Source organism: Paenibacillus qinlingensis (assembly GCF_013204845.1).
Taxonomy (GTDB): domain Bacteria; phylum Bacillota; class Bacilli; order Paenibacillales; family NBRC-103111; genus Paenibacillus_E; species Paenibacillus_E qinlingensis.
Genome location: NZ_JABMKY010000024.1, coordinates 54027 through 66157, shown reverse-complemented (window position 1 = coordinate 66157; position 12131 = coordinate 54027). Strand labels below are relative to the sequence as shown.

At 48.1% G+C, this 12131-nt stretch carries 10 protein-coding genes; 5 read left to right on the top strand and 5 right to left on the bottom strand.

Translation table 11 applies throughout. The features are described 5' to 3' along the window. Nucleotides 1–61: 61 nt before the first annotated feature. Nucleotides 62–1564, bottom strand: coding sequence for an MDR family MFS transporter (locus tag HQN88_RS29935; RefSeq protein WP_173119248.1), 1503 nt, complete (start codon nt 1562–1564; stop codon nt 62–64). 212 nt (nt 1565–1776) lie between these two features. Between HQN88_RS29935 and HQN88_RS29930 the strand changes: the two genes are divergently transcribed. Then, nucleotides 1777–2388: a TetR/AcrR family transcriptional regulator gene (locus tag HQN88_RS29930; protein ID WP_173119247.1), complete on the top strand. Its 612-nt coding sequence runs from the start codon at nt 1777–1779 to the stop codon at nt 2386–2388. A gap of 111 nt (nt 2389–2499) precedes the next feature. On the opposite strand, the gene HQN88_RS29925 is transcribed toward HQN88_RS29930, so the two are convergent. After that, nucleotides 2500–4866, bottom strand: a complete 2367-nt coding sequence (locus HQN88_RS29925; protein ID WP_173119246.1) for a YcdB/YcdC domain-containing protein — start codon at nt 4864–4866, stop codon at nt 2500–2502. Nucleotides 4867–5087: 221 nt separating this feature from the next. Next, the gene (rluF, locus tag HQN88_RS29920; RefSeq protein ID WP_173119245.1) at nt 5088–5801 is read right to left on the bottom strand and encodes a 23S rRNA pseudouridine(2604) synthase RluF; all 714 of its coding nucleotides are present in this window, start codon (nt 5799–5801) and stop codon (nt 5088–5090) included. 191 nt (nt 5802–5992) lie between these two features. Between rluF and HQN88_RS29915 the strand changes: the two genes are divergently transcribed. The 4 genes from HQN88_RS29915 to HQN88_RS37915 all read left to right on the top strand — a co-directional run bounded on the left by HQN88_RS29915 (nt 5993) and on the right by HQN88_RS37915 (nt 8986). Then, nucleotides 5993–6637: an NAD(P)-dependent oxidoreductase gene (locus HQN88_RS29915; protein ID WP_338118546.1), complete on the top strand. Its 645-nt coding sequence runs from the start codon at nt 5993–5995 to the stop codon at nt 6635–6637. 147 nt (nt 6638–6784) lie between these two features. Continuing rightward, the gene (locus tag HQN88_RS29910) at nt 6785–7399 is read left to right on the top strand and encodes a TetR/AcrR family transcriptional regulator (protein ID WP_173119244.1); all 615 of its coding nucleotides are present in this window, start codon (nt 6785–6787) and stop codon (nt 7397–7399) included. Nucleotides 7400–7466: 67 nt separating this feature from the next. Then, nucleotides 7467–8660 (top strand): MFS transporter, encoded by a 1194-nt coding sequence (locus HQN88_RS29905; RefSeq protein ID WP_246320532.1) that lies wholly within the window; start codon nt 7467–7469, stop codon nt 8658–8660. Between the two features lie 2 nt (nt 8661–8662). Continuing rightward, entirely contained in the window at nt 8663–8986 is a 324-nt protein-coding gene (locus HQN88_RS37915; protein ID WP_246320531.1) for a hypothetical protein, read from the top strand. A 633-nt stretch (nt 8987–9619) separates the two neighbouring features. Here HQN88_RS37915 and HQN88_RS29900 read toward each other — a convergent pair. Both HQN88_RS29900 and HQN88_RS29895 read right to left on the bottom strand, forming a co-directional pair. After that, on the bottom strand, nt 9620–9931 hold the full coding sequence (locus HQN88_RS29900; RefSeq protein ID WP_173119243.1) for a hypothetical protein: 312 nt from the start codon (nt 9929–9931) through the stop codon (nt 9620–9622). 102 nt (nt 9932–10033) lie between these two features. Beyond that, the gene (locus HQN88_RS29895) at nt 10034–12130 is read right to left on the bottom strand and encodes an ABC transporter ATP-binding protein (protein ID WP_274319082.1); all 2097 of its coding nucleotides are present in this window, start codon (nt 12128–12130) and stop codon (nt 10034–10036) included. Nucleotide 12131 lies beyond the last annotated feature (1 nt).

Here is a 12131-nt window from a genome sequence, read left to right as displayed (position 1 = left end):
GCCGCCCCTCGCAGTCAATTGACCTTGAGGAGCGGCTCCTATATACGTCTATGCTTATGGACTAGTGTCCGATCATCATCGGAATTTCAGCCGCATTCTCGGAATCGCCTTCCACTTTCTTAGGCTTCTGCAGCATGAAGCCAAGCAGACCGCCAAGAATAGCGATACCAAGCAAAATGAGGAACGTATGTCCGAACGCAGAAGCGTATAAGCCAACGTCTGGCTTTTGTGCGCCTGATTCAACCATCAAATCCTTAAATTTCGTACTGAAAATCGTCATCAAGATCGCAATGGCGAAGGACATCATAACTTGCTGCGCCGCGTTCGTCAGGGACGTTACACGACCAACCAAGTTCTGTGGCGCCGATTGAATCAAGTGATTGTTCAACGGCATCATGAATAGTCCCATACCAGCTCCCAGAAGCGTCAGCGGCAGCATAACTGTGCCTACACCTGAATCACCGGAAATATTGGATAGCAAGAACGCCGAAATCGTTGTTAGCAACATTCCCGCTACGACGAGCGGACGTGAGCCGAAACGGTCAGACAGCTTACCACCGATTGGCATGAACAATCCGGAAGCCAAAGCTTGAGGAAGCATGATCAATCCCGTTTTCAAAGGGCTGTATCCATGTGCTTGTTGTAAGAATAAAGGTACTAGGAACATCGTACCGAACATCGCAATTTGTGAAATCCATTGCACGATAATCCCTTTCGTGAAGTTGCCTGAACGGAATACACGAAGTTCCAAAAGCGGATTCTTCTGTTTCAATTCAACAATGATGAATAGGATAAGTGCGATTACACCAATACCCGAACCAACCAATGTATCAGCATCTGTCCATGTGGATTTCCCAGTTATCGGATCAATACCACCGTTGGAAACGCCGTAAACAAGTGCTGCGAAAGCTAGAGGCCCTAACAACATGCCCAGCAAATCTAGGGAAGCAACGCTTTGACGCTGCATATTAGGCAATGTACGAATACCTAAAATAATACCAATAACACCGATAGGCAGATTAATAAGGAAAATCCACTGCCAGCTGTGATACTCAACTAACCAACCCGCAACGACAGGACCAAGAGCTGGGCCTAGCAGGATCGGAATACCCATCATACCCATGACCGCCCCTACTTTGCCCGGAGGGGATAGACGATAAATGAAGGCCATAGCAATCGGCACGACAACACCGCCGCCTAAACCTTGAATAATACGGAAAGCAATCAACATTTCAACCGAGTTCGCTAGCGCACATAGACCAGAGCCTATAGTGAAAAGACCTACGGAGATTAGAAAAATCTTCTTGGCACCGAAACGATCCGATAACCAACCTGCCAGTGGAATAACCGCGGCTTGCGCTAAGGCATAACCAATGACCGTCCATTGCACGAGTGATAAGTTCAGCAAATTAAATTCTTCTTGCAGCTTTGGAAGCGCAACGTTAACCGCTGTTCCGTCCAAAATAACCATGAAAATACCCACGACAATCGCTATCAGAGGCCCTAGAATGCTGCGCATTGAAAACGGGGCTTCTGTTTCTTTCGCTGTTGCTTGTGAAGACATGTAATCCCTCCATCCGATTAATTTCTCTCTTTTGTCTATCGTTGACCGTATATAGTATACCCTGTACAATACAATAGTGGCAGACATACACGAGCATCAATAACTTCCGTTGTAAACGGACAAATGTCCGCTTACATTCATGATGCTAACAGAACTTTCGTTTCTTTGTCAATACGAACACAATAAATTCATATCTAACGAGGTGGTTACAGATGTCCATTCGTCATGAACGCAAGGACGCCATGGAAAATCGCCAATTAATACTCCAAACCGCCAAACAACTCTTTCATGATTATGGCGTTCAATCGGTCAGCATGCATCAAATTGCCAAAACAGCAGGCATTGGACAAGCAACCCTCTATCGCAGATATGCGCATAAAGGAGACCTTTGCTTTGATGTCCTTCAACATTATGCGCAGCAGTTTATCGATGATATTATGAACTATCTCGATACACATAACCAGGCCGCCCCTATTGATCGGCTGGCAGGTATTTTGGATTTATGGATTGATGAGATTGAAGAAAAAGCCGAGCTAATCGTTGCCATGTCAACTAAGATTGATATGAACTGCGAGGATGGACGCGGCAACTTCTTTTTGTCTCCTATCTACCATTTCATACGCGATAAATTGTCGGAGCTTATTCTCGAATCCCTTGGACCTGAGCGAGATCAGCCAACGGAGCCAGACTTTGCAGCCCATACAATCATTTGCTCCATGTCACCGATCGGCTATTTTCACATCAAGAACGAGAAAGCCTATACGAAAGAGCATATGAAGGCACATTACCGTCAGTTGTGCTTCTTTCTTTTCAAAAGAGACTAACTCTCTTGCCTCTGTTGCCACAAATGCCTAGACGGCTGAATAAAGACCTCTCAATGTTGCATTGAGAGGTCTTTTGTCGTTTCATTATGCGATTATGCGACTCACAATAGATTAGTAGTAGTACCGCGGCTTTTCTTGTAATTCCGCTCTCGTTTGCAAGAAGCGGTAAAACGCGCTTGCTGCCTGTGCTTTCGTCACTTCTTCCTGCGGGGCAAAGTTACCATCGCTGAGCGTCATAATATTCAGCCCTACCACGATAGCAGCGTCACCCACATTCGCCAGCTTCCCAGCATCCAAGAAATCCTTGTTAAATACACCGTCATATTTCGTCAGACTGTGATAACCCAGCGCTTTCACGATTAATTGCGCCATTTCTTCCCGATTCATCGTAGCTTCTGGATTGAACTCTTTCCCTACATCAAGCAGCCCGCGATCAACCGCATTTTCTACATAGGCAAAATACTTAGAGCCATTGCCGACATCCGCAAAGGATGCAGCCCGCTCAGCCCCGTAATAGATGCCGCCGTTGCCGCCATTCATAGCGATAACAAGCATTTTGACCAACTCACCGCGCTTAATCGTTTGGTCAGGGTTCACTTTGCCGTCCTTCACATCCAATGCTTGATAATCCAGCATCAGTTGAAGTTCATTTTGTGCCCAGTGCTTATCAATATCACTAACAATGACTTTATCCAAAGAGATAATCTCGCCGGATTGCGCACTGCGCCATTGACCTGACGAAGCATCTAGAAGGAAACTATCGCGATTCACATTCTTCGGAACAAGGGAATATACGAGCTTCGCCTTCGACTCCGCTTTGCTAGCCGTCGCCCCTGCAGGAGGAACTTCCCCAGCTGCCACCATCAAGCGGTATTTCTCGATTGGGATTGCGCCTGTGTATCCGTTGCTGTCCAAGACGTAGCCAAGCTTCACATCGAACTGGGCCAGCCACAGATCCTTGGCCTTATCGATGGAGATCACCTCAGGTTTCTGAGCAGGATACGCCACATCACTTAGGGATACGTAGTAGTTCGAGATGGCTCCTGTTACACGGTCAATGCTGACCCTCACCTCTTCATTGTTCACAGCAACACCGTCAATAACGCGTTTATAGCTAACTTCCCACGTACGCATCTGCTTCAGCATGTCCTGGGAATACTCTTTCTGAACATTCAGCACGAGTTGGTCCGTGGAACCAGGAAGCTGCGCTTTGACAAATTCCGTGCTTTTCGCAATCGCATCATCTAATGAAATTTTGCCTTCGATAGGCTTCTCATTATCACCGCTATACGGGATGTAGTAATTAAAATTAGTAATAACGCCGGTTTTACTATTCACAGATGCCCAAACGTTATTTCCTGCAACGATCTTCCCAGATGCTGTTGTATCTGCCGTCGCCTTGTTCCAGCTCATATTCCAGCTCGAAGAAGTCTCGCCCGTTTCTGGGTTCTTGGTTTCATTATACGAAGCTTCTTGCAGCTTGTACTCAGCAGATAGGTTAAACGTTGTTGATACTTTCTTGACTGCTTCTTCCTTCGTCAAATTCAAAGTAGCTGTCGGTTTCGTTCCCAGCGGCTTCTCTGTTAAAGGCTTGTTGTCACCGCTTACACTCGGAACTGGTTGCGAAATCTCGCCTGTTGCAGCATCCAAAGCAAAACTGTTCATAAAGTAGGAGATGATTGGAGCACGCTTCCCTTGCGTGTTATAAGGGATTAGATACTGTAGGGACAGCTCCGTCTTCTCGCGGAATAGCTGAGCTGCTTTCTCTGTAGAAATCGGCGCACTCACCTTATCAAAAATCACCTTATCGTCCCAATTGTACCAATAGCTCGTAACCTGTCCCTCACCATTGACGTTGATATTAAGTCCATTCCCGGAGAAAGGAACTCCCCCAACGGATCGATCATAGCGAATGTTATATTGATAATTACCGTCTAGCGGGGTACGGAATGCTTTCTCTACCGATTCATCATACAGCAGTTCCTTCTGCTTGGATGGGTTTACTTTGGCTACAAATGATGCAGCCAGCTCTTTCGCAGCTTGAAAGTCCACCTTCGGCGGATACGACGGCTTATGTTCTGGATCATTGTCATTCAAATTGTATGACGTCAACGTTCCATCCAAGCCATTGATGGCGATATTCGCCGTGCCATAGAAACGATCTTTCACTTTCTTCGAATAGCTGATGTTCCAAGTCGGGATACTCTGGCCATTCTGGCCATAGAAACCATTTAAGCTTATGGATTGGAGAATATAATCCGTAGGTAGTGTTATGTAGCCTTTGGCATACTCAATTGCTTGTTCTTTGGTAATTTTGGCATCTTGCACCGAGATATCGGCTTGCCCTGGGAAGGCAGGGGATGTCATAGCGGTCGTAGCTGTTCCAGATACACTTTCCGCCCATACCCCTATCGGTGCAACCGTCAGCAACAATGTCGAAGCGAGTACCATCGTGCCTGCTTGTTTTAATAATTTCAACGTCATCTTCCTCCTTAAGTAGATCTCCATACGACACGTGGATTCACATGCTTGGACGCGTCCACCTGTTATATAGTACTTGACGGTGATCGCTGGAAAAAGGTTGCAAATACAAGAGAAATAAATACCAATTTTTATTTCTACTTCACCCGCTAAACATAAAAACAGACTTGAGCATCCCATACGGAATACTCAAGCCTTATCAGGTGATTCATGTGTAGTTAGGGATTCGTCTGCGACTTCTCCTGACTAAGCATTTGCATCAAATCCTTTAACTCACCTTGCGTCAAATCCCGCCATTTCCCAACCTTCAAAGCGCCCAACTGAATATGCATGATGCGAACACGCTGCAGGCGCACGACACGATATCCGAATGCTTCGCACATCCTGCGAATTTGCCGATTTAGTCCCTGTGTGAGAATGATACGAAATACACGTTCGTTGACTTGTACGATTTCACAAGGCTTGGTCATCGTGCCTAGAATGCGCACCCCACTAGCCATCCCCCGCAAAAACATCTGCGTGATCGGCCGATTCACCGTTACGATATATTCTTTATCGTGATTATTCTCCGCACGGAGAATCTGATTCACAATATCCCCGTTATTCGTCAGTAAGATAAGACCTTCTGAATCTTTATCCAATCTGCCGATGGGGAAAATTCGCTCCGAATGCCCCACAAAATCCACGATATTCCCACGAATATGCGCTTCGGTTGTTGAGGTAATACCCACAGGCTTGTTAAGCGCAATGTATACGTGCTCTTTCTTCTCTCCAATTGCCCGCCCATCAACCTTCACTTCATCACCAGGACCTACAACGCTACCGAGCCCGGCAATTTCACCATTGATCGTTACGCGTCTAGCTTCGACCCATTTGTCCGCCTCACGTCTGGAGCACACGCCAGTTTCACTGATAAACTTATTAATTCTCATGCCCCTGAATTTCCCTTCTGTTCCGTCTTCATTTGAATTCAATACCTTCTATTATGCTGGATTCGCGGCAACGGTTCAAGTCGCTACTCCAACCAGTCCCATGGGAACACAGATGCGGAGACTCTCTCACACTTGAAATGGCCAACGGAGCTTTCTATTTCTACCACATTGTTTGGTATACTATAGAACAGATGACATATCGAAGGAGTACGATGATGCACATACTACTATTAGGAGCAACTGGCCGTGTCGGGCAGCGAGTTCTAGCTCGCGCTCTGCAGGATGATCATGAGGTAACCGCAATCGTGCGGAATATGGATAAAATATCACTGCGTTCCGACCGGCTCACCTTGTTGCAAGGCAACGCCTGTTCCGCAGGGGATCTTTCGGGCGTCATGACCGGCGTGGACGTGGTCGTGAGCTGCCTTGGCACCGATGGCGGCACGGTGCTGACCGAGGCGACGCCCCTGCTCATCGCGGCGATGAAAGCTGCCGATGTGAGCCGCGTGGTCACCGTCGGCACGGCCGGCATCTTGCAGAGCCGGGAGCATCCGGGTCTGCTGCGCTTTGAAGCGCCGGATACCCGGCGCTCCTCGACCCGCGCGGCCGAGGAGCACCGCCAGGCGTGGGCGCTGCTCGCCGCGTCGGGCCTACGTTGGACGGTCGTGTGTCCAACGTATTTGCCCGACGGCGAGGCGCAGGGTCAGTTCCGCGCGGAGCGCGATTTCTTGCCGGACGGCGGCACGTCCATCTCCGTCGGCGACACCGCGGCGTTCACCTACCGCGTCGCAGTGGAGGATGCATATGTCGGCTGCCGCGTGGGGTTGGCGTACTAGCGCTTGAGCCGCTCCATTTTAATAAATAAAATCCTCTATTGATAAAATCTAACTAGTTAGTTATAATTATTTTCGTTGGAGGTGACTAATATATCAACTCACGAACTTAAACCAAAAAGAACCTACGATGCCGCACGGACCAAAGAGATGATCTTAGACGCGGCAGAAGAGATTTTTGCAGAGCAGGGATTTTCCGCTGCGCGAATCGATGCCATAGCGAAAGCTGCAGGCTATAATAAAAGCCTGATTTATCAATATTTCCAAGATAAGTTGGGGCTGTACACCGAAGTTATTATTCGCGCCGATCAATTAGGTGACAAGATGTTGTTGGATATCAACGGCGAATTATTGAAAGACGATTTATTAACTTCGGACGGAGCCAAATTCAAGCAATTCCTAGAAAAGCTGATCCATGGTTCCTTACAATTTTTATTGGATCATCCGCGTTATCTGAAAATCCTTTCTTGGGAAATGGCGGAGGAATGGAAAACCTGGAACCAAATTACGTATCTGCCTGACGATGCTACAATGTTCTACGAACTGGCTAAAAAGGCACAAATGAATGGATTAATTCGGGCGGATTTAGATCCCAAAGTATTTCCTTCTATTGTACTGAACAATGTGTATTCGTCCATCCAGTCCTATTCGCGATTCAAGCCGTTTTTGAATACGTCGAATTCAGCCGATTCTATTGCGCATTATAAAGATCAAGTCGCCCGATTTATTATTCATGGCGTCATGGAGCCGTCTTTGCTCAAGTAAAAGACGGCCCTTTTTATAATTTAAATATAAATAACTAGTTAGTTTTAAAAAGAGAGGTGGAATAACAATGAATACCATTCAAAACAGTTCAAAAAGATGGTGGGTACTTGCTGTCTTGGCCTTTAGCTTGTTAACCGTTGGTCTCGATATGACGGTGCTAAATCTGGCTTTACCCACATTGGCAACCGATTTACACGCAACTACGAGTCAATTACAATGGTTTGCCAATGCCTATAATCTCGTACTCGCGGCAGCATTACTACCAGCTGGGATGCTTGGTGATCGCTTTGGGCGCAAGAAAATGCTGTTAATTGCATTACTTTTATTCGGTGTTGCCTCCATCGGTTGCGCCTATGCACACTCGACCGGAGCGTTGATCGCTTGGCGTGCTGTTCTTGGCCTAGGCGCTGCCTTATTAATGCCTCTATCTATGTCTTTACTGCCGGTCATATTCTCTGAGGATGAAAGACCGAAGGCGATGCGGATTTGGGTAACCGCAAGTGCACTGGGCATGCCTCTCGGTCCTATACTTGGGGGATGGATGTTAAAAACATTCTGGTGGGGCTCTATCTTTTTGATCAACGTACCCATCATTATCATTTCGCTTATCGCTGTTGCCTTGCTAATCTCTGAATCCCGCAGTTCGGAAAAACATCGGATAGACGGTTTCGGCATATTGACATCCAGTTTGGGACTAGTAACTCTTACGTATGGGGTTACACAAACGGGAGACACTGGCTGGGGAGATGGCGGTACGTTGGCTACAATCCTTGCTGGACTTTTGCTGCTAGGCCTATTCGTGTGGTGGCAGCGAAGTAGTCGTTCGCCGCTTGTCGATTTAGGACTATTCCGCGAAGCTAGATTTACCTGGGGAGCAACGCTGGCAACTTTAGTTAACTTTGCATTTTTTGGCTTCCTATTCGGTTTGCCTCTATTCTTTCAGGCCGTGAATGGTCTGGATGCTCAAGCTACCGGGTTGCGTATTCTTCCGCTTATTGGCGGTTTATTGGTAGGCTCACAGGTCTCTGGCAAAATTGTAAAGAAATTGGGCGACAAAGCGATTGTCGCGATCGGATTTTTGTTCATGGCTTTCGGACTCTTCCTTGGCGGCTTCACCGACGTCACTACCGGCTATGGATTTGCAGCCATTTGGATTGTAAGTTTAGGCATTGGCTTCGGTTCGGTTTCGCACTTCCGGCAGCGATGGACGCGGCGCTTGGGGTCCTTTCAGCTGAGCGAAGCGGTGTTGGTTCTGCCTTAATTATGACTTTACGGCAAGTAGGCGGGACCATCGGTGTAGCCTTTCTTGGTTCATTATTGAATTCCGAGTACCATAAGCATTTGAATGTGAGCGGTTTGACTGACCAAGCAGCGGCTGCGGTTCAAGATAATGTTTCTTCTGGAGTAGCTGTAGCTCATCAAATGAACTCCACATCGCTGCTAGCCTCTGTTCAACATGCTTTCGTCGGCGGTTTGGACGTGATGCTATGGGTATGCTGCGGCATCGCTGTGCTTGGCATCCTCCTTTCTCTTATTTTCCTACCTAAACGAGGATCAATTAGCGTGACGACTCCATTAGAACAATAAAAGAAACGTCTATTGAAGTCTGTCGAGGATGGGCGATCGAAAGGCATACGAGTAAGGTTCGGGGTTCGGGGTTTGGGGTTTGGGGTTTGGGGTTCGGGGTTTGGGGTTCGGGGTTCGGGGTTCGGGGTTCGGGGTTTGGGGTTCGGGGTTCGGGGTTCGGGGTTCGGGGTTCGGGGTTCGGGGTTCGGGGTTCGGGGTTCGGGGTTCGGGGTTCGGGGTTCGCACTACTCGCTACTCGCACGGTGATGGTGGATTTAGATGGGATACGTGCTCGCACTAATTTCAATTTAATGGAAAATATACAGCTATTCATGCGAAATTCCCTCTAATACTCGATATAACTGTAAAATATGCAGGTAAAACAGCCTCTATTTCTCAGAATCGTTAATATCGGTAGATTTAACTACAGGTTTTCCATCTATTCTATGTTTGGTCAACAAAACCCCAAATATAACTGTAGAAATTCCATTTATTCACTTTGAACACAGGTGATTTCACAAGTCCGCCCCTAAATTCCACTAGAACCCTGCAGCAACCTGACTTAAGCTGGACTTGCAAGTAGGAGATTAATAGTCAAATCATATAAAAAAACGGATGCGCGCCCCTTCGGCGCCATCCGTTTTTTCACTACTTCTAGTAGTTGTTTCTTCTCTTGGACAACTCTCTCATATTCAAGCCCGACACGACGATTCCGCCAAAGCGGAATACATAACCAAGCAAAGGAATGAGACTTAAGAAGGCCAATGCGATGTTGATGATCGTTTTCAGCGTAGTGCCATTGCCCGTGAGGATGGCAAACACCAAATTCACGACCACCAATGGAATGACCCAAGCGCATGACCATGCATACACGAATGGGATTAACCCAAGTAAATACCCTACAGCAATAGCTATTTCGGATAACAGCTGCAGCAGGTTAAGCAAACGAATTGTATCTGAGCGCATAAATTCTCCTCCACTTCCCATAAGCATCAATTTGTTTTATTGTAGCATATTGGAAAGTCAGCGTCGTTAGCCTTTTGTCGAGATTCGTCTACGACTCGCGACCTAGATCTTATGCCCAATCGATTCGCCGCTCTCCGCAGAGGCGGCAATCTCAGGATGTCCAGCCTGCAACTGGTACATCTGGTAGTACCGCCCGAGGAGCCCCATGAGCTCCTCATGCGTGCCGCGCTCGACGATCTCGCCGTGGTCGAGCACAAGAATCAAGTCGGCGCTGCGAATCGTCGACAGCCTATGGGCAATGATGAAGGTGGTCCGCCCCTTCGCAAGTACTTCGAGCGCGGCCTGAATGATGGCCTCGGTCTCCGTGTCGATGGATGCCGTCGCCTCATCGAGGATCAAGATCGCCGGGTCGAACGCCAGCGCCCGGGCGAATGAAATCAGCTGCCGCTGCCCAGCAGACAGCGTGCTGCCCTTCTCGATGACAGGCTCATCGAGGCCGTGCGGCAGCGCACCAAGCATATCCGCTGCGCCAACCTCGCGCAGCGCCGCTTCCACCCGTTCCCGGGTGATGGACGGATCGTCCAAGGAAACATTGGACGCAATGGTCCCCGTGAACAGGAACGGATCCTGCAGCACGATGCCCATGTGCTGACGAAGCTGCTGCTTAGACAGCTCGCGAATATCGCGGCCATCCACCGTGATGCGGCCTTCATTGACCTCATAGAAGCGGAAGAGGAGGTTGAGGATTGAGCTTTTGCCTGAACCGGTATGCCCAACTAAGGCAACCGTCTGCCCTTGTTTAGCCTCGAAAGAGATGTCTTTCAGCACATCCTCCCCTTCTTTGTAGGCGAAGCGAACGTGCTCGAAGCTCACGTGCCCTTTGTAGCGGTCAGCTTTTTCAGCGACAACATCGATGCCTTGTTCATCCAAAAGCTCAAACACGCGATCCGCCGATACCAAAGCACGCTCCAAATTAGGCAGCTGATTCACGATACCTACCATCGGATGGAACATCCGGTTGAGGTAATCGACGAAGGCGTAGAGCACGCCAACGGTAATCACCGCATTGAGCGAACTGCCGCCCACATACCAGATCAATCCGAAGAAGAACAAGTTCCGCACCACGTTCATCAAGTTATGAGAGGTTAAGGAGTTCAAACTGAGCAGCTTATTTTGATAGTGCGTATACTCTTCATTCAAAGCCTCAAATTCATCGGTCGTTTCCTTTTGCCTGCGAAAAGCTCGAATGATCGTCATCCCTTGGATGGCCTCATTAATCATCCCGTTGATGCTGCTAATCCGCTCACGTATTTCATGATTAATCGTCGACGCATACTTGCGGTAAACTATAATCCAAGCAATCAGCAGCGGGATAACCGGCAGTGTGAAGAGTGCCAGACGAACATCCAGAATAAAGATGGCCGCGATAATGCCGAGAATATAGATGGTACCTGTAAAAAAGTTCGCCAACACCTGCACATACAGATCTCGGACAGACTCTGTGTCGTTCGTGATGCGTGAAACGATTTTGCCTGCGGGCTGATTATCAAAATAGTTGATAGGCAATCGCTGGATTTGCGCGAACACATCCCTGCGCATACGCTGAATGATGCGATTCGCTGCCGCTTGCAGCAAGTATCTCTGCCCGTAGGTGAAGCCTGCTCCCACGAAAATCAAGATCACATAGAATCCCGCCAGCTTCATTAACTCTGCAAATTGCGGTTGATAAAAATTATACAGCTCCTGCACACTCAGCTTCTGCACAGCATACTCCGCCTGCTCTGTGCCCTGTGTAACCTGCAGCTTTCCATCATCCGTCAGCTTGCGCACGCCATCCCAAGGGAGGGCTTGATCCAGCCATACGAACTTACTCCCTACTTGTAGGATACGAACCTCTTTGCCCTTCGGCTCGCCCTCTGCGAAGTTATCACTCCGCTTATAAAACGTCTGCTCAAAAGCAACAGCTTTCTCGCCCTTTGTCGCCGACTGCGTCTCAAACCATGGCTTCTCGATGCCGAGAATGTGGGTGTCGATCATGTGCTTCGCTATGAAAGGACCCGCCAGCTCGGTCGCGACAGCCAAGGATAGAAATACTAAGGCGATGAGCAAGGTTTGCTTGAATTTAGCCGCGTATTGGAACAACCGTTTTCCGGTTTGTTTCGTTGATTTTGTTTGTTGCGTTTGTTGCATTTGTGTCATC

Bases quoted from the DNA above. Each gene is read 5' to 3' on its own strand.
- HQN88_RS29900 (WP_173119243.1), bottom strand. From the start codon at position 9,931: ATGCGCTCAGATACAATTCGTTTGCTTAACCTGCTGCAGCTGTTATCC.
- HQN88_RS29935 (WP_173119248.1), bottom strand. From the start codon at position 1,564: ATGTCTTCACAAGCAACAGCGAAAGAAACAGAAGCCCCGTTTTCAATG.
- HQN88_RS29895 (WP_274319082.1), bottom strand. From the start codon at position 12,130: ATGACACAAATGCAACAAACGCAACAAACAAAATCAACGAAACAAACC.
- HQN88_RS29905 (WP_246320532.1), top strand. From the start codon at position 7,467: ATGAATACCATTCAAAACAGTTCAAAAAGATGGTGGGTACTTGCTGTC.
- HQN88_RS29915 (WP_338118546.1), top strand. From the start codon at position 5,993: ATGACATATCGAAGGAGTACGATGATGCACATACTACTATTAGGAGCA.
- rluF (WP_173119245.1), bottom strand. From the start codon at position 5,801: ATGAGAATTAATAAGTTTATCAGTGAAACTGGCGTGTGCTCCAGACGT.
- HQN88_RS29910 (WP_173119244.1), top strand. From the start codon at position 6,785: ATGATCTTAGACGCGGCAGAAGAGATTTTTGCAGAGCAGGGATTTTCC.
- HQN88_RS29930 (WP_173119247.1), top strand. From the start codon at position 1,777: ATGTCCATTCGTCATGAACGCAAGGACGCCATGGAAAATCGCCAATTA.
- HQN88_RS37915 (WP_246320531.1), top strand. From the start codon at position 8,663: ATGACTTTACGGCAAGTAGGCGGGACCATCGGTGTAGCCTTTCTTGGT.